Raw genomic sequence first — 23,103 nt, forward strand, 5'->3', positions numbered from 1 at the left:
GCTACGGCGTCTGCGACTGGCGGGCGAGCCGGCGGTCGTAGTCGGCCCGCCCGGCGGGGTCGACGGCAGTGAGCGCCCGCCGGTCGTCGATCAGACGGCGGCCGAGATCGAGGAGACGCTCGGGGACCACGGCGTCGATCAGATCCCATCCGGCGAGGTAGCGGGGCACGGCGGTTTCGGCGCGACGATGGTCGAGCGTTCGGACGATGGCGTCCGCCACGTCCTCGGGGTCGACGGTCGGCATCCCGCCGTCCAGCGGCACACCGGACGACAGCCCGGTGCGCACCGCGCTGGGAAGAATGGTGCTCACGCTGACTCCGGCGGGAGCGAACTCGGCCCGGACGGCGGCGGAGAGCCCCACCGCTCCGAACTTGCTGGCGTTGTAGACGGCCATCCCGGGCACGGGCAGTTTGCCAGCCATGGATGCGACGTTGACGATGTGACCACGCCCGCGCTCGATCATGCCGGGCAACACCGTTCGCATCCCGTGCAGCGGACCCCACACGTTGACGTTCATCGTCATCCGGCTGGTCGAGTCGGGTTCCTCGAGGAACCCACCGAGCGGCATGACGCCGGCGTTGTTGACCAGCACGTCGATGCGGTCGCAGTCCGCCAGCACCGCGTCGACGAACCGCCGCCACGACTCCGCGGACGCGACGTCCACCGTGTACGCGCGGGCGCCGATCGCGGCCGCGGCCTCGTCGGCGACCGCACGATCGAGGTCACCGATGCACACGGTCGCGCCCCTGGCCGCGAACAGTTCGGCGGTGGCGCGCCCGATGCCCCGTCCTCCTCCGGTCACGACGACGACAGCGTCGTCGAGGTCGATCACGGGATAGTTCCGACCGCTGAAGATGCCCCTATTTCGGAGACTAGCAGTATCCGAGTTACGTCGGTAGCCCGAATTCCCTCCTGGAGGTATCGCTCGACCAGCCGACGTCAGGCGCCGACGGCCACTCCGCGCGGTGCGGGAGTGAGGCTCGCGCCGCCGAGACCGAGGTGGTCACGCAGGGTGCTTCCGGTGTAGTCGGTGCGGAAGAGTCCACGCCGCTGCAGCTCGGGGACGACGAGGTCGACGAAGTCGTCGAACGTTCCCGGTGCCTGGGCCGCGGACAGGATGTACCCGTCCGCCTCCCCGCCGAGGAATCCTTCCTCGATCTGATCGGCGATCTGCGACGCCGTCCCGACGAACTGCGGCAGCAGCACACCCTGGGCGTAGAGCTTGCCGATGTCGCGCAACGTGAGGTCGTCCTCGACGCTGAGCCGGCGCGCGACGTCGAACAGTCCCTGGGTGCCCGGCACGACGACATCCTCGATCGGTGCGTCGAGGTCGTACTGCGAGAAGTCGTGATCGGTGTGCACCGACAGCGTGATCAGGCCGGAGACGGGGTCGGCGAGTTCGTTGTGGAACGCCTGCTTCTCCCGCGCGATCGACTCGGTCTCACCCACGAACGGCACGAAGGACGGGAAGATTTTGATGTCGTCGGGGTTTCGGCCGAAGTTCGATGCACGCGACTTCACGTCGTCGTAGTAGGCCTTACGGCCCTCACTGGTCGGGTCGATCTCGAAGATCGCCTCGGCCCAGCGGGCGGCGAAGTCCTTACCGACCGAGGAGGACCCGGCCTGGATGATCACGGGACGGCTCTGCGGTGAGTGCGGCACCGTCAACGGTCCGCGCGTCTTGAACCACTCGCCCTCGTGGTCGACGGTGCGCACCTTGTCGGGATCGGCGAACACACCCGACGCCTTGTCCTGCACCAGGGCGTCGCGATCCCAGCTGCCCCAGAGCTTGAATGCGACCTCGAGGAATTCCTGGGCGCGGTCGTACCGCTCGTCGTGACCGAGGTGGTTCTCGATGCCGAAGTTCTGGGCCTCCGCCTGATTGAGCGAGGTGACGACGTTCCAGCCCGCCCGGCCCCGGGACAGGTGGTCGAGGGTGGCGAAGATCCGCGCCACCTCGTACGGGTGGAAGTAGGTGGTGGACTTGGTGATCGCCAGACCGATCTTCTCGGTCACATTGGCCAGGCCCGCCGCCACCAGCGAGGGGTCGATGGTCGCCGACGCCTGCGTTCCGCTGCTCAGCGGAACACGGATGTCGTTACCGTACCGAACGGGTGTGGCGAGGAGATCGGCGAAGAACAGGAAGTCGAACTTTCCGCGTTCGAGTGTCTGCGCCACGCGCCGGTAGTAGTCGGGTCCGAGGTAGTCGGTCTCCGACGCCGGATGCCGCCACGCGGCGTGGGAGTGGGTGACGTGCGAGGCGATGAGGAAGCCGGCGAGGTGCAGTTCACGAGACATGGTGTGGCTCCTTGATCGGTCGGAAGTCTTAGTTCAGCCTTCAACAACGCGGCGATGGATGTCACCGATTGGACTCAGCGTGACGCGAAGTCCGCGACATTCGCAGACTCGCATGGAGCCGAGTCCGTCGAAGTCAGGTCGATATCCGGTGCACCGCAATATGATGAGTGATGACGAAAAACCCGCCGGTCCCCCACGATCCGGTCGTCCTCGAAGCGTTCCCGTGAGGTCGGCTCTGTCGGCGGTCCTCGCCGGGTGCGTAGTGGCGCTCGCGCTCCCGTGGTCGCATGTCGCCATGGCCGACGCCGCGCCCGATTCCGCCATCCGGTACGTCGCGTTGGGCGATTCGCGGGCCACCGGGTCGCCTCACGACCCGCTGTCGATTCGAGACGGGTGCTTCCGCACCTCCGACGCGTACCCGCAGATCGTCGCCGACACCCTGGGCGCGGCATCCTACGTCAGCCGGGCGTGCGCCGGGGCGAAGACCGAAAATATCACGGATACACCACAATTCACCATCACCGGGCCGCAGCCACCGCAGATCGGCGCACTCCAGCCGGACACGACGCTCGTCACCGTCAGCATCGGGGGAAACGACATCGCGTGGTCGTCGTTGGTGGAACCCTGCTACACGCTCGTCCCGGGACTCGACGCGAACTGTCGTTCCGACGCCACCACTGCCCGGCGCATGAACGACGCTCTCACCGTGCTCGGCCCGAAGGTGTCCGCCACCCTGGCTGCGATCACCGGGAAGTCCCCCGCCGCAACGGTGCTCGTGGTGGGGCACGGGGGCATCTTCGGCGACCGCGGTTGCTGGCCGTACATCCCCACGAGCGACGCCGACGCCGCCTTCGTCGTGCAATTCTTCGTGAGAATGAACAACGTTCTCGCCGACGCGGCACGCACGAACGGCGCCTACTTCGTCGACGTGGCCGCGGCCGCAGTAGGGCACGATGCGTGTGCCGGATCCGATCGACGGTGGTTCGAAGGCCTCGTCCCCCAATCGTTCACGATGCCCCTGCACCCCACCCACGAAGGACTGAGGGCGATGGCGTCGCTCGTCGTTGCCACCCGTCCATGATCCGCTTCGTGGAAACCGACTGGCGCCACTCCAGCCCAGGTCAGCACTGAGCTACTTGCCGACCCCCGGCTGGATATCCGACCCGGTGGCGCAGGCGTGAGGTCGTCCGGTATACCTTTGAAACGGGCCGTCCGGTTTGTTACTGGAAACCACCAGTAACCGATACCGACGCTCACACGAAGTACATCGATATCTGTTTCCCGACACGTGGATCTGTCCACGAGCCGGGAACGGAAGGACCGCAGTGCTGTTGGCAGAAACGTCACGAACACCGGCCCCCGTGGCCGCACCCGATGCCGAGGACTGGCGCGAGCTGGCCTCATGCCGCGGGGTCGCATCATCGGTGTTCTTCTCCCCCGACGGCGAGCGCGGTCATGCCCGCGCCCGTCGCGAAGCGAACGCCCAGCAGATCTGCCAGGACTGCCCTGTGCTCGCCCAGTGTCGCGACCACGCCCTGACAGAGGACGAACCGTACGGAATCTGGGGCGGGATGACCGAAGCCGACCGCCGACGGCACGCCCGCCGACTCCGTTCCGGCGAGCGCCGCTGATCAGTTCCGCCGAACAACTCGGTACCGGATCACCGTGCCTCCAGCTTGTCGATATCGGCGAGGACTTTCTTGTGCCACGCGATCTCGGTCTGGATGCGCATCTTGGCGTGGGCGACGATGAGATCGTCGGCGGTGCTCTGGTCGGGCCATCGGCGATCGAGCTGGTGATCGAACTGCAGCTCGCGTGCCGCGAGGACCGCGATACGGTCTTCGACGTAGCCGCGAAGTACGTCTCGGTCCAGATCTGCACTGACGGCCAGGGCGAGGTCGACGGGGTCCGGTTTGAGTTCGAACTCGGTGAACGCCTCATCGCGGAGCGCTCGAAGTTCCCTGATTCCTTCCGCCGTGATCTCGTACACAGTTCTGGCGGGCAGCGCACCGTCCTGCTCTGTCCGCAACGGCCGGATCAGGCCCTCGCCTTCGAGCCGATGCAACGCACCGTAGAGCGACCCGGGCTTCACCTGTGACCACAGTTCGGCCCGATCCACACGCGCGTCGCGACGCAGTTGGTGACCGTGCATCGGTCCCCGCTTGGAGAGAGCGCCGAGGACGAACAGCCGCGTGGGATTCATGCCGTCAGTTCTACCCGAGTACTCACATTTGAGTACTCTCCTTCGCATGGCCATTCGACCAATACTCATTGCCGGAGACACCAGACTGACCACACCAGCGGTGACGGTCACCGCGTTCGACAGCGAACTCGCCGCCTTCGTCGACGACCTATACGAAACCAACACCGCAGCTCACGGCGCCGGCCTGGCGGCCAACCAAGTCGGAGACCCGAGGGCGATCTTCGTGTACGACCTGATCGACGACACCCGGCGACATCGAGGGCACGTCATCAACCCGACACTCGAGACTTCACCGCTACCCGAAACCATGCCCGACCCCGACGACCTCGAAGGGTGCCTCTCCGTTCCGGGCGAGCGTTACCCGACGGGCCGAGCCGAATGGGCGCGAGTGGTCGGCGTGGACATCGCCAACAACCCGATCTCCGTCGAAGGCACCGGCTATCTGGCCCGGTGCCTGCAGCACGAAACCGATCACCTTGCCGGGCATCTCTATCTGGACCGTCTCGTCGGACGCAATCACCGCGCCGCCCGCAAGATGATCAAACGGCGTCAGTGGACCGACCCCGGCAATGCGTGGGTACCCGGAGCGGATCGTGATCCGTTCGGTTGGTGAGAGGCATGGCGTCATAGATCCCGTGCGGAGCTCCCGGATACACCTCGAGCGTGCCGTCCTTCGCGCCCTGCTCGGTGTAGTAGATCTCGGTTCCATCGGACGTGGTGATGTACGGCATGACTGACGCTCCTCGGGTGTGGGGTGTTCGGCGACGGGTCGAAGTACTCGGGGTCAGGCCCGGCACGGCGGACGATGCGAGCGGACTCCTGGCGCTCGAAGCCCTCGAACGACCATGCGGCCAAACCGAATACAGTGCCGAGCACCGCATCGCTCATCGCAGTGCCGGAATCGAGTTGGGTGTGTTTCCGAACTCGTTCTCGAACACGCTGTTCTCGTTGACGAGGGCACCGACGTCCGCGGCTAGAAACCATGTCCACCGAAGCCACCGAAGTGGCCGAAGTGCCCGAAACCTCCGAAGCCGCCGAACTCCCCATGGAAAGGCCCGACATCCTGCCGTCCGGGTCCGAAAGGCCCCGTCGTTCCCGGCCAGCCCCAGGGGAAACCCGAATCCGGAAGGTCCGTCACGGGACCCGCATCCGGCACGACGCGGGCGGCAGGAGTAGTCACTCCATCGGGTACCGTTGCGGCGGAAGCAGTTCCGGCACTCAGGGCGATAAGCGGTGCGATTGCGGCCACGGCGACCGCCGCGCGGATTGCGAACTTGTTCATTGTTCTCACCTTCATTTTCTTTCTGTGCTGCGCCGATTTGCGCGGAGCAGGTGATGGGTTGATGATCGAACGACCATTGATGTAAATCGTCGCGGAATCGGGGCCCGGCGTCGCCACTGCCAGCAGGAGCTTGCGGATGCAACCAGCCGCAATCTCTCTCTTCCAGGTAGCTGCAATTCCATGATTGTTCGATGTGTGCATGCCGGCGTCACGGCGTGTCGAGCCGGGCGCCGATGACGTATTGTCGAAGTCGATCACCTCGACGGTGATCGGGCTTTTTTCTCACGGACGGGGAAGCTCGGGGTCGACGATGGCCGAATTCCATCCTCCGGCGACGCGGTCTGATCCGCTCGGGGCGATTGCGGTCGAGCTGGCCGCGGCCGGGTTCGATGACGCTCAGGAAGTCGGACGTGGCGGTTTCGGGGCGGTCTATCGCTGCCGGCAGCGCTCACTCGAGCGCACTGTGGCCGTCAAGGTGCTCACTGCCGCCGCACTCGACTCGGACAATCTCGACCGATTCCTCCGCGAACAGCACGCCATGGGCAAACTGTCCGGGCATCCCAATATCGTCAGCATCTTCCAGAGCGGCACCACCGAATCGGGGGTGCCCTACATCGTGATGCAGTACCACCCGCGGGACTCCCTCAACGCGCTGATCCGCGAGGCGGGCCCCCTGAGCTGGCAGGATTCGCTGCACATCGGGGTCAAGATTGCCGGGGCGCTCGAGACGGCGCACCGGCGGGCCACCCTCCACCGGGACATCAAACCCGCGAACATCCTGCTCACCGAATACGGGGAGCCTCAGCTGACCGACTTCGGTATCGCACGAATCGCGGGTGGCTTCGAGACCGCCACCGGCCTCATCTCCGGTTCCCCCGCGTTCACCGCGCCCGAGGTACTCCAGGGCGAGACGCCCACACCGGCCTCGGATCTCTACAGCCTCGGCGCCACGCTCCTGTGCGCGCTCAACGGGCACACGGGCACCGAACGCCCCCGCACCGACCAGACGGCCACCCAGGTTCCCCAGACCACCGACGCGACGCCGCCCGATACGACGTTGTCCGACGTTCCCGCCGACGTCCGCTCCGCCATCAACCATGCGATGGCGGGCAACGTCGAGGATCGGCCCGCGACCGCCGCCGAGTTCGGGGAGGAATTGCGGCGGATTCAGCGCCGCCACGGCCTGACCGTCGACGACATGGCCGTGCCCACCGACAACGGCGACGACCACGCCCGCGAACACCCGCAGTCGGCGCGGGCACGGGCGAACTCCGACAGCAGCCCGGTGACGACACGGCTGCGCGTGATCCTGGCCGAGGACGACGTCCTGCTCCGCGAGGGTGTGGCGAGCCTGCTCACCCGCTCCGGCTTCGACGTCCTGGAACAGGCCGGCGACGCAACCACACTCCTCGAACTGGTCCGCGCGCGAGCCCCCGACCTGGTGATGGTCGATATCCGGATGCCCCCGACCCACACCACCGAAGGCCTCGACGCGGCCCGGGCGATCCGCGAGGAATTCCCCGCCGTCGGCATCCTGGTCCTGTCGGCGCACGCCGACGTCGAACACGCGATGGAGCTACTGGCCAGCGGCCGGGGCATCGGCTATCTGCTCAAGAGCCGCATCACCGACGTGGAGGACTTCATCGATACCCTCCAGCGCATCGCCGCGGGGGCCTCCGTCGTCGACCCCGCGCTGGTTCAGGAGTTGGTCTCCGTCCGGCGGCGCAACGACCCGCTCGCCGCGCTCAGCGCGCGGGAGCGGGAGGTACTGGCCCTCATGGCGGAGGGACGTTCCAACTCCGGCATCGCCCGCCGACTGTGGGTCACCGAGGGCACCGTCGAGAAACACGTACGCAGCATCCTCACCAAGCTGAACCTCCCGGAGACCGGAGACGATCACCGGCGAGTTCTCGCGGTCGTCACCTTCCTCGAGGCCCACTGACCGGAGCCACGGGTTTCCCCTCGGTTCCGTCACCGGCGCGGAGCAGATCCCGGATTGCGTCGGACGACAGCTCGGACTTCGACACGAAACCCACCGCGGGGCTCCCCGAGATCACCTCGGCCAGGTCCTGCTCGGCGTGCGTGGAAATCAGGATCACCGCCGACGGGAAAGCCTCGTCGTCGAGTCGCTCCGCGAGGTCGAATCCACTCTCTTCACCGAGTTCGACGTCGACCAGGATGACATCGGGTTGCAAATCCCCCGCCGCCAGGACCGCGTCGGCACTAGTGGACACCATGCCGACGACCGTGATGCCCTGCTGCTCGAGCAAACGCCGAGCAGTATCCGAATAACCTGGGTTGTCATCGACGATCAGGCACCGTAGACGACCGAATTGCAACACCATGGCTTCCATGGTTGACCCCATACTCCCCGGTACGCATTCCCGCTAGCAGGAAGATACCGCGTCACGGGCGGCGCGTTCCCCGTCGGTCACCCGCCGTCGACCGGGATGGTGATGTCCAGCGTGGTCCCGTGACCGGGCGGACTCGTGATCTGCATGTGGCCGCCGAGTGCCTCGACACGGTCCTGCAATCCGATGAGCCCGGAGCCCGCACCGGACGAGGCACCGCCGACACCGTCGTCCCCGATCATCAGGTGCACAGTGCCGTCCGCCGCGCCCAGGGACACATCCACCTCCGAGGCGTGGGCGTGTTTGGCGACATTGGTGAGCGCCTCGGCGACCACATAGTAGGTGGCCACCTCGACCGATTCGGTGAACCGGCCATCCAGCGCCACATCGAGGGACACGGGGACTGCCGAACGGCGAGCCAGCGTCCGCACGGCCGATCCCAGCCCGCCCTTCGACAGGATTGCCGGATGGATCCCGTGCGAGAGTTCCCGCAGATCCTCCGACACCCCCGTGAGCCCCGAGGCGATCGCCGACAGCTGCTCCTTCACGTCCACCCACTCGGCCGGCACCGACGCCTCCGCCATCCGCACCTCCAGTCCCAGCGACACCAGCCGCTGCTGGGCCCCGTCGTGCAGGTCACGTTCCAGGCGACGGCGCGCCTCGTCGCCGGCTGCGACGATCCTGGCCCGCGAGGCGATCAATTCGGCGCGGGTCGCCGCGTTGGCGATCGCGGTCGCGACCAGGTCGGCGAAGTCACCGAGACGGGTTTCGGTGTCCGCGGGCAGCGGCTCGGTCTGCCGCGATCCGACGATCGCCGCGCCCCACACCCGTTTGTCCACGACGATCGGGACTCCCACGATCGATCCGAAGCCCTCGGCGCGAATGCGCGTGGCGACTGTCCCACCGACGTGTGCGTGGTTGTCGATCCTGGCTCCTCGGCCGGTGCGTAATACGATCGCTCCGACGTCGTCGCCTGCCGTCGAAATCCGGTCACCGGTGACGGGCAGCAGAGTGACCCCGGGCTCATATCGGACGGCGACCAACGTCCCGGTGCCGTCCCCTTCGTAGCGAAGCAACGCGGCATTGACCACATGCAGCCAGAGCGCCAGTTCTTCGGCCACCGCCGTGAACACCTCCGACGGGCTCACCCCACGCGCCGCCAAAGTTGCCACCCGGCGCAGTGCGGCTTGGTGTTCGGCGAGGATCGCGAGCTCGTCCCGGCTCGCCTCCGCCTCCCGGCGGCGCAGAACCGCCTCCGCGGTGCGCAATCTGGCCTGCCCTGCCATGAGATTTGCGACCAGCGCGACGGGCAGGAAGACCACGACGGCCACCCAGTCGCCGGGTTTGGCCGGAAGCAGGGTCCCCTCCACCTGGAGGTGAAAGTAGACATAGACGATGGCGCTCACCAAAGTCGTCATCACCGACAGCGCGAATCCCCACCGAGCCGAGACCACCAGAACCCCGAGCAGGAACACGGCGCCGAATGCGTTCTGCGGCGCGACCTTGTTCAGCTGGTGCACCACAACGGTTTCCACCGCAATCACGGTGGCAGCGACCACGATCCCCAACCACAACGGCGGGGTGGTCGGACGCACCAGGAGCGATATCAGACGCGCAGGCATCCGGTGCGCGTCCGCATCGAAAGCACCCCACGGGGACGCTGCGCCGCGCCGGGACAGCGCTCCGATTGACCGCCGTGACCACTGTCGCGTCATCGTGCATGCTCGGATCAGTCGTGGAGTTCTCGGACAGACCTCGTGAGCATCATATCGAGGTGCCGGTCCGGTCTCATCCGATCGAGCTCCCGTCACCCGGCTGACACCCGCCGATGTCGCTACGCTGGGCACAGGCCGATGCAGTAGACCTTGGGAGGAAGCGGTGGTAGCCGTACAGATACAGGTAGGTGATCTGGTGCAGGCGTCCGGTCACGCCGGTCCCTGGCTGGTGGTCGAGCTCAGCAAGGGCATGGCGTCGCTGCAGCATCCCGACGGCCATCGACTCTCGGTCCGGACAACGGCCCTGTCCGTGGTGCACAAGGCGACGAGCCCCGCAGGCGAGGTCGAACCGGCCGACCGCGAACAGCCGGGAGAGGCCCCCACCCTCTTCGACTAGTCGTCGATCGTGGTGACGATCGATGTGGCGGCCGGTGCGCGCGGGGTCGAGCCGAACCCGAATCGGACGGGCGGATCCACGGGCCGCAACGGGCCGAGATCCCGGCCCCGCCAGGAGCCGGACATTCCCACCAGCCGCCGCTGATCGACGGCGCCGTAGTACTCGCGACGTCCGTTGCCCGCGGTGCCACGGGTGCGCACACCGTGGAGGGCGACACGGGCGATCGGGTCGCTGACCACACAGAACCACGGCGCACTCGCGACACCCCGCGGGATCAGGTGCAGCAGGCGTCCGAGTGCGGTGCGGGCGCCGACCTCGAAACTCACGTCGAGGTCGCCGGCCTCGACGGTCCGGCTGCCACCGGACCGCGAGCATCGGACAGGCGTGATCACGGTCTCGTCGAAGACGTACGTCGCGGTCACGAAGTCGCAGACCGCGGCCGACGGGGCGAGCAGTACCCGGTGACCGTCGGCGAGTTCGACCATGACATCGGTGAACTCACCGAGCGGCGATCGCGACCAATGTCCGACGACGATGCGCACGCCCGCGCCGGTGCCCAGGCCCGTGATCTCCCCCTCGAACCGCCATCTGGTCATCCGGCCAGCGTATGCGCGGTCACTCCGTCAGGTGCCCGTACGCGGCGGTGCTCCGGTCCGACAGCACGGTACGGAGGATGAATCGTGTTTGCGCCGTGATGTATTGGTCCACCGTGTAGCGGGTCGCGAAATGCCAGTGCTTGAGCGCCCACCCGTGCGCGAGCATCATCATGTCGAAGGTCGTCAGGTCGACGTCGAGATCGCTCGCGATGCCCGCGGCGATCGCGGCGTCGAGGGCGTCGTGGAGCGGCTTGGACGTCGCGACCTCGAGTTCCTTGATCCGCTCACGCCCGTCCTGGTCGAGTGTCCGACTCTCCCGGTACGTCAGCACGACGGCATCCAGATTCTCGTCGACGATCTCGACATAGCGCCGGAACCCGGCCACGAGCCGCTCGACGGGGTCGTTTCCCGCTGCGTCCATCGCGGGCTCGAGCTGATCGCGGAATGCGTCGAGGATGTCGACGATCGTGGCGAGGAGGATGTCTTCCTTGCCGCCGAAGTACTTGTAGATCAGCCCGACACTCACCTCGGCCTCGTCGGCCAGCGCCTGCATGGACATCTGGTGGAAGCCGGTCCGCTGCATCACAGTGACGGCGGCGTCGAGCACCTGACGTCGCCTCGAGCTGACGCGGACGGCGCGGACGGCTTCCTCGAGTGGAAGGGCGGACGTGTCCTTCGCCATGACAGATGACCTCTCCTTGCTGGCAGAACCTGCGGTGAATGAGTATTCACAGTATCCCGCGCGGGGCCGGAACTGCAGTCCGGCCCGCGTCAGATACCGAGATCCTTCGCGACGATGGTCTTCATGATCTCGGTGGTACCGCCGTAGATCGTCTGGATCCGAGCGTCCACGAACGCGCGCGCCACCGCGTATTCACGCATGTATCCGTACCCGCCGTGCAACTGCAGGCACCGGTCGGCGACGCGAACCTGCAGTTCGGTGGTCCACCACTTGAGCCGGGCCGCACGGGCCGGGGTCAGCTCGCCGCGGACGTGCTGCCGGATGCAGTCGTCGAGATAGGTCCGGGCCAGATCGAGTTCCGTGGCCAGTTCCGCGAGAACGAACTGGGTGTTCTGGAAACCGGCGATCGGACTTCCGAAGGCGCTGCGTTCCTTCACGTACTCCAGCGTCTGCTCGAGCACTCCCTCGGCGGCCGAGACCGCGCCGACGGACAACGAGAGGCGCTCCTGTGGCAGATTGTGGACGAGCTGATAGAAACCCTGCCCCTCCTCGCCGAGGAGGTTGGCCACCGGCACGCGCATGTCGGTGAACGTCAGCTCGCTCGTGTCCTGGGCGTGCAGCCCGATCTTCTCCAGGTTTCGGCCACGGGAGAATCCCGGTGTGTCGGACTCGACGACGAGCAGGGACAATCCCTTGTGCTTGTCTGCCGACGTACGCACGGCGACGACGAAGAGCGTGCCGTTCTGGCCGTTGGAGATGAACGTCTTGCTGCCGTTCACCACGTAGTGGTCGCCGTCGCGCACTGCCGTGGTGCGGATGCCGGTGAGGTCGCTCCCGGTGCCCGGTTCCGTCATCGCGATGCCGAGAATCGTCTCACCGGTGACGGTTCCGGGAAGCCAGCGTGCCTTCTGCTCCTCGGTCGTCATGTCCGTGAGGTACGGCAGCACGACGTCGTTCTGCAGAGAGAATGCGATGCCCGCGGCAGCGGCACCCGCCCGATTGACCTCGTCGACGACGATCGCGTTGTAGCGGAAGTCCTCGACGCCGGGGCCGCCGTAGGCTTCGGGAACCGGGAAGCCGAGCAGCCCCTGCTTACCCGCGTCCGTGAACAGTGTCGGGTCCAGGCAGCTTTCGCTCTCCCACTGCTCGTGCCGCGGGACGATCCGCTCGCGCACGAAGCTGCGGACACTGTCTCGGAACTGGTGGTGCTCGGACTCGAATTCGATGGTCATGACGGTGTCCTTTACGAGCTGATGGTGCGGGATCCGCGGGCACTCGGAACGACGAACGCCCCGCTCTCGAACTCCCGGCGCGCGGTGTCGGTGGCCTTGTAGTGCAACTTCTTTCCCGTCGCCGACACGGGGAGTGACTCCACGAAACGGTAGGCCCGGGGGCGCTTGAACTGCGACAGCATCGGGTGTCTGCGGCAGAAGTCGTCCAGATCGTCCGCGGACGGGACCGGTGCGGTGGTGACGACGTACGCGACGACGATCTGCCCCCACTTGTCGTCGGGAACCCCGACCACCAGCGAATCCGTGACCGACGGGTGCCCGCCCAGTGCTTCCTCGATCTGCACCGGGTGCACGTTCTCGCCGCCGGACAGGAGCATGTCGTCCTTGCGGCCGACGATCGTCACGAACTCCTTGTCGTCCCAGGTGGCCAGGTCGCCGATGTGGAGCCAGCCGTTCCGGAACTTCCGTTTCTCCTGCTCCGGGGCATCGAAATAGGCGTTGGCGCCTTTCGGTGAGCGGACGATGACCTCACCGATCTCGGTTCCGTCCTTGGCGACCGTCTCGTGCGCGTCGGCGAGGCGGTCGTCGAACAGCCTGACCACGGCGACGTCGTCGTCGATGCAGGCCCGCCCGGCGGTCCCGGCCATCTCCGGCAGATCGGTCGGCCGGAGGAACGTATTCCAGAATCCTTCGGTGCTGCCGTACCCGTTGAAGATGCGGGGATTCAGCACCTTCTGGTAATGCAGTGCCGCCTGCCGTTCGAGGGGCGCGCCCATCGTCACGATGCCGTTGAGGGTGGACAGGTCACGGGGCTTCGCCTCCTGTGCGCGAGCGAGCATCGCCAGGTTGGTCGGGGCACCGATCAGGAACGTCAGCCCGAATTCCTCGACGTGGTCGAGGGTGACCTCGGCGTCGAAGCTGCGCTGCGCCACCAGCGAGGCGCCGAGATAGAACGTGGGATTCGGTCCGGCGCAGTACAGTCCGCCGCGGTGGAACCACGGCGTCATGTTCAGGGTCTTGTCTTCCGCGGTCAGCGGGAAGTGCATGATCACGTCGTGGGCGCTGAAGATCTCGATCATGCTGTTCAGCGGAACACCTTTGGGCATGCCGGTGGTTCCGGACGTGAACAGCCGGGTGGTCTCGTCCCACACCGTGCGCGTCACCTCCGGCGGCGACGCCGACTCGGCCACGAGTTCGTCGAACCGGATTACCTCGAAGCCATTGCTCGGCAGCGGTTCTCCCGGCCCGACGGCGACGACGAGGGCGGGCTTGTACGTGGAACGTGCCAACGCGTCCCGCACCATGTCACTGATCTCGGTGTCGTAGACGAACACCGTGGGGCGGTTCGCGTCGAGGATGACCGCCGTCTCCCCGGACGCGAGCCGGAAGTTCATCGGCGAGCCGACCGCACCGCAGGCCTGCCCGGCGAGGTACAGCTGGGCGAACTCGGGACCGTTGAACAACTGGTAGGCGACGACATCGCCCGGTGCGACTCCGGCGCGGGCAAGCCCGGTGGCGAGCCGGTCGACGCGATCGCCGAGTTCGGCGTACGTCCAGCTCTCGCCGGTCGACGGGGACTGCATCGCGAGTCGATCGGCATACCGGTGGGTGTTGCGCCGGAAGCCGTTCAGATAGGTGAAATCGTGCTCGAAGTACTGACGATAGGCGTGGGCATCGTGTGTGTACATCATGATGAGTCCTCCGTCCGGTGCCGGTCAGCCGGCCATGGTGAGGCCACCGCTGACGCTGATCACCTGGCCCGTGATGAACGATGCGGATTCGGACGCGAAGAACAGGACCGGCGCCGCCACTTCCTCCGGGCGCGCGAGCCGCCGGAACGGAATAGCCTTCACCAGAGCCTCTTTGAGCTTCTCGGCCTGCGCCTGGAACAGCGGAGTGTCGGTCGGGCCGGGGCACACGCAGTTGACGTTGATCCGGTACCGGGCCATCTCCCGGGCGAGCGACTTCGACAGCGCGATCACGCCGCCCTTCGCACCGGCGTAGATGCTCTCCCCCGCACTGCCGACACGGCCGGCATCGCTCGCGAGGTTGACGACGCGCCCGCCGTTCCCCGCCTCCACCATGCCGGGGAGGAACGCACTGCACATGTGCACGGGCCCGAGGTAGTTGATGGCGACGACCTTCTCGGCGAATTCTGTAGTGGCGTTGAGGAACTGGTCGGTGCGGTCCCATCCCGCCGCGTTGACGAGCACGTTCGCGACGCCGACCTCGGCGGTTACCCGGTCACGCAGGGCGTCGACCTGCGCCCGGTCGGCGACGTCGACGGTCATCGGGAAGAGCCGGTCGGGCCGTTCGGCTGCCGTCTTCTCCGCGGCCTGCAGGTCGAGGTCGGCGACGACCACCGTGTCGCCCTGCTCGGCGAGGGCGAGGGCGATGGCGCGGCCGATGCCGGAGCCTGCGCCGGTGACCACTGCGATGGTGTTGCTCATGGTTTTTCCCACTTTCCGTGCTGTCGGACTCAGGCGTTCACGTACTTGCTGAAATCGGGCTTGCGCTTCTCCGCGAACGCCGCCGCCCCCTCGAGTCCCTCGGGCGAGTGCGTGAACAGGTCCAGCGCCGACATCGCGAGGTTGCTCAGTCCGGCCTGGTGATCGGTGTCGGCGTTGAACGACTGCTTCAGGAATCGCAATGTGGTGGGGCTCTTCTCGGCGATCTCGGCGGCAACGGCCTTGGCCTCGTCGAGCAGACGGTCGGCGGGGACCACCCAGTTGACCAGTCCCCAGCGTTCGGCGGTGACCGCGTCGTACTGGCGGCAGAGGTACCAGATCTCCCGGGCGCGCTTCTCGCCGACCACTCGGGCCAGGAACGCGGACCCGAAGCCCGCGTCGAAGGAACCGACACGCGGACCCGCCTGGCCGAACTTCGCGGTCTCGGACGCGATGGTGAGGTCGCAGAGAACGTGGAGGACGTGGCCGCCGCCGACCGCGATGCCGTTCACGGCGGCAATGACAGGCTTGGGGACGTCGCGGATCAGCTTGTGCAGGTTGCCGATCTCGAACATTCCACTCTCGGTCGGGCCGTAGTCGCCCGTCTCGGCGCGCTGCTTGACGTCGCCGCCGGTGCAGAACGCCTTTTCCCCCGCACCGGTGAGGATGATCGCCTGCACCGCGTCGTCGGCCCACGCCGAGCGGAAGGCCTTGATCAGCTCCTCGACGGTCTTGCCACGAAAGGCGTTGTAGCGCGCGGGACGGTTGATCGTCACGACCGCAGCCGGGCCGTCGACCTCGTAGGTGATGTCTTCGTAATCGGTCACGGTAATTCCTCTCTCTGGAGTCTGCAATGAGGGTGTGTTCAAGAATTATGAACAGTGATTCTATGGGAATGAACGTATATTCACATTGGAGGTTGTGTCAAGGGTCACTCGGCGCCCGGTGGCGCTAGAGGAAGGCGCTGACCCCGGTCTCCGCCCGGCCGATCAGCAGCTTCTGAATCTGGCTCGTGCCCTCGTACAGCGTCATCACACGCGCGTCGCGCATGTACTTCGCGACGGGATATTCGTCGACGTACCCGTAGCCACCGAAGATCTGTATTGCATTGTTGGCGGCGCGAACCGCGGCCTCACTGCAGAAGTACTTCGCCTTCGACGCGGCCGTCCCGAAGGGTTCACCGCGCTCGATCAGGTCGGCCGCCCGCCAGGTGAGCAACCTCCCGGCGTCGGCGTCGACCGACATGTCGGCGATCAGGTCCTGCACGAGTTGGAACGAGGCGAGCGGACGGTCGAACTGCGTGCGCTCGCGGGAGTAGTCGACGGCGGCCTCGAGGCAGCCCTGGATGATTCCGACGCAACCCGCACCCACCGAGACGCGCCCCTTGTCCAGTGAGTGCATCGCGATGGAGAAACCCTGCCCCTCGGATCCGAGCAGGCAACCCGCCGGTACGCGCACGTCCGTGAAGGACAATTCGGCCGTCGCCTGCCCGCGCAATCCGAGCTTCCCGTGGATCTCGCGCGATTCGAATCCCGGAGTGTCCGTCGGAACGAGAAAGGCCGAAACCCCCTTGGGCCCCGGACCTCCGGTGCGCGCGAACACCAGGCACAACTTCGCCCACGTGCCGTTGGTGATGAAGATCTTGGAACCGTTGATGACGTAGTCGTCGCCGCTGCGTACCGCCTTGGTCTTCAGGTTGCCGGGGTCGGAACCGTTGTCGGGCTCGGTGAGCCCGAAACAGGCGAGCGCCTCGCCGGACGCGATGCGGGGAAGCCATTCGTGCTTCTGGTCCTCGGTGCCGTGCGACAGGATCACCTTGCCCACGAGCCCCATCGACACCGACACGATGCCCCGGACCGCGGAGTCCGCCCGGCCGAGTTCCTCCATGCCGAGGCAGTACGTGACGTAGTCGCCGCCGAGCCCGCCGTACTCCTCCGGAATCGTCATGCCGAAGAAGCCGATGTCGGCCAGTTTCTCGACGATCGCGGTGTCCACCGATTCGGCGCGGTCCCACGCGGCGCGGTGCGGGACGACCTCCTTGTTCAAGAAGTCGCGGGCCAGCTGCCGGAACTCCTTCTGCTCCTCGGTCAGTGTCAGGTCCATGGATGCTCCTCGATGCCGTGATGAATGCACGATCACAATTTGTGAGTGATTACTCACTTGAAGTGAAGCTATATTCACACCAAGGTGTCGTCAACCCCGGGCACTGGCCCGGTTCCGCATCGGCTGAGTAGGCTCGACTCATGCCGGTCACCTGGTCGGACGAGGTAGATGACGTCATCGGCGGCGATCTGACCTGCGGGTTCGCGTACATCACGCCCGCAGGTGGGGCCGTGGTGACGGCGGTGGCGCCCCTCGGGCTGCGCGACCGCGAGCGGGGGACAGTCGGCTTCACCACCTCGCTGGGGTTCGGCCGCAAGCTCGATCGCATCAAGGATGAACCCCGGGTGGCGCTCGCCTACCACGCCCGCGAGCACGGGATCGGCGACTCCACCAATCAGCGCTATGTGCTCGTGCAGGGAGACGCGACGTTCGATCCCACCCCCGACCCGGAACTGCTCGACGAGATCGGCCGACGCTCGGTCCCCTACGCGGGCGAGCCACGCCGAGGCGTGTTCTGGGACCGGTGGCTCAGCGCGTACTACTCCGACCGGGTACCGGTGACGGTCACGGTGACACGTGTCATCGCCTGGCCCGACCTGCACCTGACCGGCCCGCCCGAGGTGTTCGGCGCACCGTTACCCGCGGTGGACGCGGAACCCCAGACCCCGCCGAAGAAGGGCATCGGCCCCCGCGTGGATGCGGCCAAGACCGGGGAGCGCGCGGCGAAGCTGTCGCACCGGCTGCTCGCCTACCGTCAGGCGGACGGATATCCGGCCGTCGTACCGGTCGACGTGAGTTCTGCGAGCAGCGAGGGCGTGCGCCTGACGGTGCCCGCAGGAGTGCCGCAGGGCGGCCGCCGCGCAGGGCTGCTCGCCCACGCCTATCGCGCCCAGCTCGTCGGACTCGAGTCGCGTCAGAACTCCGGCTGGATCGAGGTCACGGGCACCGAGGCGCTGTACGCACCCCATACCCAGACCGGGTTCGCGGCGCCGCCGAACAAGACCCTCCTGCTCCTCGCCAACGGTTTTCTGGCCCGGCGGGGGTTGGCGAAGGCCCGCAAGGAGGGCCGGACCCAGGCCACCGGCGCCTGATTCGGACGTCATACGTGGTTCACCGCCGACGCGTCCGTCGCGGTATTCTCGCCTCAACCGAACCTTCGGTCGGCTCCGTGTATGTCGGCGCACCGATGCGGTGGAGTTCTGCACCTGGAAGGATTGCGCGCATGACTACGGCACGCCCCGCACGGAAGACCGGATCGCCCGGACGTCCCGGCTACGACCTCGACTCACTGCTCGCTGTCGCCGTGAAGGTGTTCAACGACAAGGGCTACGACGGCACCAGCATGGAGGTGCTGGCCCAGCGCCTGGGAATCACGAAGTCGTCGATCTATCACCACGTGTCCGGGAAGTCGGAGCTGCTCGAACTGGCACTGTCGCGTGCGCTCAACGCCCTCTTCGCGGTCACCACCGAGGAGAAGGCGACGAGTGGCCGGTACATCGACCGTCTCGATTACCTCGTCCGCCGCAGTGTCGAGGTACTCGCCGCCGAGCTTCCCTACGTGACGCTCCTGCTGCGCGTTCGGGGCAACACCGCGGTGGAGCGTCGCGCGCTCGCCCGCCGCCGCGAGTTCGACGCGTTCGTCAGCGACCTCGTCGTCGCGGCGGCGGAAGAGGGAGACCTGCGGCCCGGCATCGATCCCGCGCTCACCAGCCGGCTCGTGTTCGGCACGGTCAACTCGCTGATCGAGTGGTACCGCCCGCGCACCGGCGGGACGGTCGCCGACCTGGCGGACGCCGTCGTCGAGCTGACGTTCGACGGGCTGCGCCGCACCTGACCACCGTGCCGTCGCACGCCTTCCTCGCGACCGGCGTCATCGCACTCACCATCGAGGCTCATGCGCCGGCGAACAGCACCCCCTAGACGTTCGCGGCGCGAAGCAGGGGTCGCCGCATCGCTTCCAGGCCCGCGACGACCGCCACGGCGATCACCACGTGCATGACCGAAAGCGCGATGGTGCTGGCGGTGTCGAAGTCGGCCTGAATGGTGAGGGCGATCGTCGCGAGCGGCAGCAGGGCGCCGATCACTTCGGCCGGCCGGATGACGGCTACCCATTTCAGCGAGATCAGCGCGGCCAGTGTCATCCCGAGCAGTATCGGAACGACCGTCAGCATGACGACACCGCCGGGCGCCACACTGCTGGTCTTACCGGCGTCCGTCATCTCGAAGGAACCGCCGGCCGCCAATCCCAGCAACCAGATCACCAGGTTGGGGACGAGCGCGCCGATCGCTGTCGCGGCGATCGCCCAGGGGCGGCTCAGTTCGAGCGTCGCAGGGTTGAGGCGTGAGGTCGTGGTTGCAGAAGTGGTGGTTCCAGTGCTGGACATGTTCGTTACTCCCCTGTCGAGTGGACTTCGAATTGCTACTGACCGATCCTGCAACCTCAACCATTGTTTGGGTCAAGGCCTGAAATCGAGGTCTTTTCGGTGAGACCTGACAGGTAGACCCGAGAGGAACCGAAAACTCATCGCGGTCGGCCCCGATCGGCAACCTGAGGGATGATGGCGGCTATGAACGCAGCCCCCACGACGCCACCCCGATCGCGGCGGCTCCGCAACCCACTCCGCATTCTCGCGCGCTGGCTCGGCACCCGCGAGTGGATGATGCGCATGGCACCGGTGATCATCTGGCTGGAGTCGCACCTGCGCGCCTGGACCGGCAACCGGGTGAGCCTCGTCGGCATCGGCGGACTGCAGTCTCTGCAGGTGACGGTCCCAGGCCGCAAGAGCGGCACCCCGCGGACGACGGCCCTGCTCTGCATTCCCTACGGCGACGGATACATCGTGACCGGTTCCAACTGGGGACGTCCCGAGCACCCGGCGTGGTCGGCGAACCTGCGTGCCGCCGACGAAGCACTCGTCAAGGCCGGGGCACACGAGTCCCGGATGCGCGTGCACATGGCCACCGGCGACGAACGCGAGAACCTCTGGAAGCTGGTGGTCGACTACTGGCCCGGCTACCTCATGGAGCATCGACGGTCCGGAGGACGCGACTTCCGGCTCTTCGTACTGGAGCCCACCGGATCGGCTACGACGACTCGCGAATCCTGAAGACGGGCTCCACGAAGCGTTCGACGGCGCGACGCTCCGCGGTCGCGTCGGGCAACGGCCAGGTCAACAGAGCCAGGACGACACGCACGATCCATCCCGCAGCCTCCTCGTCGGGCGCGATGCGGGTCAGTGAGATCGCCACCCGGCCGAGTTCGGGTGCGCGGGCCAGGTACTCGTCCGTACTTCTCGACCGTGCCCCGGTGAACCACCGCGCCAGCGTCGGCTCCGCGCGGATCTCCACCACCGCAGCGAGAATTGCCTCGACGATCCGCTCGGACGTCTCGAACGGTTCCAGCGTCTGCTCGATGCGTTCGGCCACGGTGTCGGCGGCGCGTGACATCACGGCGTCGACGAGTGCCCGCTTGCCCCCGACATACCGGTAGAGCGTGGCGCGTGAGCACCCGGCACGCGCCGCGACCTGGTCGACATCCACCCCGTCGATTCCGCGTTCGCGGATGAGGTCGGCCGCGGCGGCGTGAATCCTCTCGACGGCGAGCACCCGCCGGCTGCCGCCGGTCAACCAATCCGCGTGTTCCACCCGCTCCACCGTTCGAGACCTCGTTGCCATTTTGTCTCAGCGTGAGACGAATACACGAGAGATTCTAGAACATGTTTTCTTGTTTGGGTCCGTGATCAGCGACGATGGATCCGGATCCACTCGCGCTGAAACACCGGCAAAATTGCCGTTGAACAGCGATGTCTCAGTCTTCCGGCCACCCTTGACAGCACCCTCCTCCGACGCGAACTGTGGTGATCCATAACAGGTTCTTGTCAACAAGGAGTTGCTCGATGGCCCACTCGCCGACCCGCGGAATCGACATCTTCGATCCCGTCCATCTCGACGAACCGAACGAGCTCTATCGGACACTCCGCGAGCACTCCCCCGTCCACCACATCGCCGGCACCGACTTCTTTCTGGTGTCCACGTGGGATCTCGTGACCGAGGCGGCGAACCGCACCGACGTCTTCTCGTCGAACCTCACCGGCGTGCTGGTGCAGCAACCGTCGGGACCGCCCGCGACGTTCGACCTGGACGGCGGCGGTCAGGCCGTGCACGTGCTGGCCACCGCCGACGACCCGACTCACCTGCACCATCGCAAGCTCGTCCTGCCCGCGCTCGGCCGCCGCATCCGCGCGCTGACCCCGACCGTGCACTCGCTCGTCGGCACTCTGTGGAACGAGGGACTGCGCGACGGGCAGATCGACTGGGCGTCCGCGATGGCCGACCGGCTGCCGCTCGCGATGGTCGCGCAACTCATCGGCCTGCCCGAGTCGGACGTACCGCAGCTACTCACGTGGGCTTACGACAGCACGGAGATGCTCGGCGGGGTCGTCGCCGCGGATCGACTCGGTCCCCTCGTCGCCTCCGCGGCCGAATTGGCTACCTACCTGCGGGCCGAACTCGTGCGGGCGAGGACGAACCCCCGCGACGACCTCCTGGGGGTCCTCGCGCACGCATGCAGTGCCGGCGAACTCTCCGAGGACGTGGCGACACTCGTTCTGGTCCAGCTGGTCGGCGCCGGCGGCGAATCGACCGCGGGGCTGATCGCCAACGCGGCCCGCCTCCTCGCCACCCGCCCCGGACTGCAGACCCGGCTCCGGCAGCAACCCGCACTCGTCGACGCGTTCCTCGACGAGGCGCTCCGTCTCGAGTCGCCGTTCCGCGGCCACCACCGTCATGTCGTCGCGGACACCACGCTCGGGGGCGTCGATCTGCCCGCCGGCAAGCACCTGCTCCTGCTGTGGGGCGCGGCCAACCGGGATCCGGCCGTGTTCGAGCGTCCGGACGAGATAGTGCTCGACCGGCCGCACATCCGTTCCCATCTCGCGTTCGGCAAGGGCGTCCACTTCTGCGTCGGATCGGCGCTGGCCCGCATGGAGGCCCTCGCGGCCACCACCGCACTGCTCGCGCGCACCGACAATTTCTCCCTCGCCGCCGACGCCGAGCCCAGTTGGGTCCCCAGCCTGTTCGTGCGCCGTCACAGCGCACTCCCGCTCCGGATCGGGCAGGCGACACGCCCTGATTGACATTGACGTCAACATCAACACATACTGTGACCGTGACCACAAGTGAGGCTCAGGAGCGGGCGCGGTCGGCGCGGAAGGACAACGACGGTCCCCGCCGCCGCGAACTCCTGTGCGCCGCGAGCGCCTGCTTCGCCGAACTCGGCTACGACCGGACGACCGTCGAAGTGATCACCACCCGGGCCGAAGTGTCGCGGGCAACGTTCTACGCCTACTTCTCGTCGAAGGACGAGGTGTTCCACGCCGTCGCCGCCGACGTGTGCGAGGAGTTCCTCGAGGCCCAGCACGTGGAAGGACCGGCCAGCGAGGACCTGCGAGAGGTGCTGCGCACCACCACGAAAGCGTTCGTGGAAGCCGTATACACCAACGGGCGCGTCCTCGAACTGATCAGGCACCGCGCCCGGCTCGACCCCGAGGTCGGCCGAAGCTGGACCACCGTGCAGACCCGGCTCATCCGCCGCTACACCCGGTTCATCGAGCGCATCAACGCCTCGTGCGACGTCACACCGTGCGCGCCGCCCGCCCGCATCGCGCAGACCCTCGCCGACGCCCAGCTCGCGGGCGCCGCCCGGCTGGTGGACGCGACGGCCCGTGAACAACGCCGGTACACCGCCGACCTGACCGCCATCTCCGAAAGACTCATCGGCTTCGCCTAGCAACGACAA

The 23,103-nt window shown here is 66.9% G+C and carries 25 protein-coding genes; 10 read left to right on the top strand and 15 right to left on the bottom strand.

The genetic code is table 11. The features are described from left to right. Nucleotide 1: 1 nt before the first annotated feature. Together DTA22_RS16695 and DTA22_RS16700 are read right to left on the bottom strand one after the other, a co-directional pair. A complete protein-coding gene (locus DTA22_RS16695; protein ID WP_235214665.1) occupies nucleotides 2-832 on the bottom strand; it encodes an SDR family oxidoreductase in 831 nt (276 codons plus the stop codon). 107 nt (nucleotides 833-939) lie between these two features. Next, entirely contained in the window at nucleotides 940-2,298 is a 1,359-nt protein-coding gene (locus DTA22_RS16700; RefSeq protein WP_112300159.1) for an LLM class flavin-dependent oxidoreductase, read from the bottom strand. Between the two features lie 223 nt (nucleotides 2,299-2,521). On the opposite strand from DTA22_RS16700, the gene DTA22_RS16705 reads away from it, so the two are divergent. Together DTA22_RS16705 and DTA22_RS16710 are read left to right on the top strand one after the other, a co-directional pair. Further along, nucleotides 2,522-3,379: an SGNH/GDSL hydrolase family protein gene (locus DTA22_RS16705; protein WP_037226135.1), complete on the top strand. Its 858-nt coding sequence runs from the start codon at nucleotides 2,522-2,524 to the stop codon at nucleotides 3,377-3,379. A gap of 244 nt (nucleotides 3,380-3,623) precedes the next feature. Then, a complete protein-coding gene (locus DTA22_RS16710) occupies nucleotides 3,624-3,929 on the top strand; it encodes a WhiB family transcriptional regulator (RefSeq protein ID WP_037226136.1) in 306 nt (101 codons plus the stop codon). A gap of 29 nt (nucleotides 3,930-3,958) precedes the next feature. Here the strand turns inward: DTA22_RS16710 and DTA22_RS16715 are convergent, their stop codons facing one another. Continuing rightward, entirely contained in the window at nucleotides 3,959-4,501 is a 543-nt protein-coding gene (locus DTA22_RS16715; RefSeq protein WP_037226138.1) for a PadR family transcriptional regulator, read from the bottom strand. A 46-nt stretch (nucleotides 4,502-4,547) separates the two neighbouring features. Here DTA22_RS16715 and DTA22_RS16720 point away from each other — a divergent pair, with 46 nt between their 5' ends. Beyond that, nucleotides 4,548-5,114 (top strand): peptide deformylase, encoded by a 567-nt coding sequence (locus DTA22_RS16720; protein ID WP_037226140.1) that lies wholly within the window; start codon nucleotides 4,548-4,550, stop codon nucleotides 5,112-5,114. Between the two features lie 360 nt (nucleotides 5,115-5,474). Here DTA22_RS16720 and DTA22_RS36765 read toward each other — a convergent pair whose 3' ends face one another. Beyond that, the gene (locus DTA22_RS36765; RefSeq protein WP_245973415.1) at nucleotides 5,475-6,041 is read right to left on the bottom strand and encodes a hypothetical protein; all 567 of its coding nucleotides are present in this window, start codon (nucleotides 6,039-6,041) and stop codon (nucleotides 5,475-5,477) included. Nucleotides 6,042-6,093: 52 nt separating this feature from the next. Here DTA22_RS36765 and DTA22_RS37060 point away from each other — a divergent pair, with 52 nt between their 5' ends. Then, entirely contained in the window at nucleotides 6,094-7,725 is a 1,632-nt protein-coding gene (locus DTA22_RS37060; protein WP_081792179.1) for a protein kinase domain-containing protein, read from the top strand. Here DTA22_RS37060 and DTA22_RS16735 read toward each other — a convergent pair. Together DTA22_RS16735 and DTA22_RS16740 are read right to left on the bottom strand one after the other, a co-directional pair. Then, nucleotides 7,703-8,137 (bottom strand): LytR/AlgR family response regulator transcription factor, encoded by a 435-nt coding sequence (locus DTA22_RS16735; RefSeq protein WP_037226145.1) that lies wholly within the window; start codon nucleotides 8,135-8,137, stop codon nucleotides 7,703-7,705. The genes DTA22_RS37060 and DTA22_RS16735 overlap by 23 nt on opposite strands. Nucleotides 8,138-8,214: 77 nt before the next feature. Next, nucleotides 8,215-9,756 carry a sensor histidine kinase gene (locus DTA22_RS16740; protein ID WP_112300161.1) on the bottom strand — a complete coding sequence of 514 codons (1,542 nt, stop codon included), beginning with the start codon at nucleotides 9,754-9,756 and terminating at the stop codon, nucleotides 8,215-8,217. 256 nt (nucleotides 9,757-10,012) lie between these two features. On the opposite strand from DTA22_RS16740, the gene DTA22_RS16745 reads away from it, so the two are divergent. Beyond that, nucleotides 10,013-10,246: a hypothetical protein gene (locus tag DTA22_RS16745; RefSeq protein WP_005250954.1), complete on the top strand. Its 234-nt coding sequence runs from the start codon at nucleotides 10,013-10,015 to the stop codon at nucleotides 10,244-10,246. Here DTA22_RS16745 and DTA22_RS16750 read toward each other — a convergent pair. The 7 genes from DTA22_RS16750 to DTA22_RS16780 all read right to left on the bottom strand — a co-directional run bounded on the left by DTA22_RS16750 (nucleotide 10,243) and on the right by DTA22_RS16780 (nucleotide 17,306). Continuing rightward, on the bottom strand, nucleotides 10,243-10,842 hold the full coding sequence (locus DTA22_RS16750; RefSeq protein WP_112300162.1) for a hypothetical protein: 600 nt from the start codon (nucleotides 10,840-10,842) through the stop codon (nucleotides 10,243-10,245). The genes DTA22_RS16745 and DTA22_RS16750 overlap by 4 nt on opposite strands. A 19-nt stretch (nucleotides 10,843-10,861) precedes the next feature. Continuing rightward, on the bottom strand, nucleotides 10,862-11,524 hold the full coding sequence (locus tag DTA22_RS16755) for a TetR/AcrR family transcriptional regulator (RefSeq protein WP_112300163.1): 663 nt from the start codon (nucleotides 11,522-11,524) through the stop codon (nucleotides 10,862-10,864). A gap of 89 nt (nucleotides 11,525-11,613) precedes the next feature. Further along, on the bottom strand, nucleotides 11,614-12,756 hold the full coding sequence (locus DTA22_RS16760) for an acyl-CoA dehydrogenase family protein (RefSeq protein WP_112300164.1): 1,143 nt from the start codon (nucleotides 12,754-12,756) through the stop codon (nucleotides 11,614-11,616). An 11-nt stretch (nucleotides 12,757-12,767) separates the two neighbouring features. Next, nucleotides 12,768-14,447: a class I adenylate-forming enzyme family protein gene (locus tag DTA22_RS16765; protein WP_112300165.1), complete on the bottom strand. Its 1,680-nt coding sequence runs from the start codon at nucleotides 14,445-14,447 to the stop codon at nucleotides 12,768-12,770. A 24-nt stretch (nucleotides 14,448-14,471) separates the two neighbouring features. Further along, entirely contained in the window at nucleotides 14,472-15,206 is a 735-nt protein-coding gene (locus DTA22_RS16770; protein ID WP_037226161.1) for an SDR family NAD(P)-dependent oxidoreductase, read from the bottom strand. A 29-nt stretch (nucleotides 15,207-15,235) separates the two neighbouring features. Further along, complete coding sequence (locus DTA22_RS16775; protein WP_037226164.1) at nucleotides 15,236-16,030, bottom strand: enoyl-CoA hydratase-related protein; 795 nt, start codon at nucleotides 16,028-16,030, stop codon at nucleotides 15,236-15,238. Nucleotides 16,031-16,154: 124 nt separating this feature from the next. After that, nucleotides 16,155-17,306, bottom strand: a complete 1,152-nt coding sequence (locus tag DTA22_RS16780; protein WP_112300166.1) for an acyl-CoA dehydrogenase family protein — start codon at nucleotides 17,304-17,306, stop codon at nucleotides 16,155-16,157. 140 nt (nucleotides 17,307-17,446) lie between these two features. On the opposite strand from DTA22_RS16780, the gene DTA22_RS16785 reads away from it, so the two are divergent. Next, on the top strand, nucleotides 17,447-18,397 hold the full coding sequence (locus DTA22_RS16785; protein WP_112300167.1) for a hypothetical protein: 951 nt from the start codon (nucleotides 17,447-17,449) through the stop codon (nucleotides 18,395-18,397). A 131-nt stretch (nucleotides 18,398-18,528) separates the two neighbouring features. Beyond that, nucleotides 18,529-19,140, top strand: a complete 612-nt coding sequence (locus DTA22_RS16790) for a TetR/AcrR family transcriptional regulator (RefSeq protein WP_112300168.1) — start codon at nucleotides 18,529-18,531, stop codon at nucleotides 19,138-19,140. An 82-nt stretch (nucleotides 19,141-19,222) separates the two neighbouring features. On the opposite strand, the gene DTA22_RS16795 is transcribed toward DTA22_RS16790, so the two are convergent. Beyond that, nucleotides 19,223-19,690: a DUF6069 family protein gene (locus tag DTA22_RS16795; RefSeq protein ID WP_112300169.1), complete on the bottom strand. Its 468-nt coding sequence runs from the start codon at nucleotides 19,688-19,690 to the stop codon at nucleotides 19,223-19,225. A 183-nt stretch (nucleotides 19,691-19,873) separates the two neighbouring features. Between DTA22_RS16795 and DTA22_RS16800 the strand changes: the two genes are divergently transcribed. Then, nucleotides 19,874-20,413: a nitroreductase family deazaflavin-dependent oxidoreductase gene (locus tag DTA22_RS16800; protein ID WP_112300170.1), complete on the top strand. Its 540-nt coding sequence runs from the start codon at nucleotides 19,874-19,876 to the stop codon at nucleotides 20,411-20,413. Here the strand turns inward: DTA22_RS16800 and DTA22_RS16805 are convergent. Beyond that, nucleotides 20,391-20,951, bottom strand: coding sequence for a TetR/AcrR family transcriptional regulator (locus tag DTA22_RS16805; RefSeq protein WP_112300390.1), 561 nt, complete (start codon nucleotides 20,949-20,951; stop codon nucleotides 20,391-20,393). The genes DTA22_RS16800 and DTA22_RS16805 overlap by 23 nt on opposite strands. A 251-nt stretch (nucleotides 20,952-21,202) precedes the next feature. Here DTA22_RS16805 and DTA22_RS16810 point away from each other — a divergent pair, with 251 nt between their 5' ends. Together DTA22_RS16810 and DTA22_RS16815 are read left to right on the top strand one after the other, a co-directional pair. Continuing rightward, nucleotides 21,203-22,441 (top strand): cytochrome P450, encoded by a 1,239-nt coding sequence (locus DTA22_RS16810; RefSeq protein WP_112300171.1) that lies wholly within the window; start codon nucleotides 21,203-21,205, stop codon nucleotides 22,439-22,441. 26 nt (nucleotides 22,442-22,467) lie between these two features. Beyond that, nucleotides 22,468-23,094: a TetR/AcrR family transcriptional regulator gene (locus DTA22_RS16815; RefSeq protein WP_112300172.1), complete on the top strand. Its 627-nt coding sequence runs from the start codon at nucleotides 22,468-22,470 to the stop codon at nucleotides 23,092-23,094. The last annotated feature ends 9 nt before the right edge of the window (nucleotides 23,095-23,103 follow it).

The organism is Rhodococcus wratislaviensis (genome assembly GCF_900455735.1).
Lineage (GTDB): Bacteria > Actinomycetota > Actinomycetes > Mycobacteriales > Mycobacteriaceae > Rhodococcus_F > Rhodococcus_F wratislaviensis.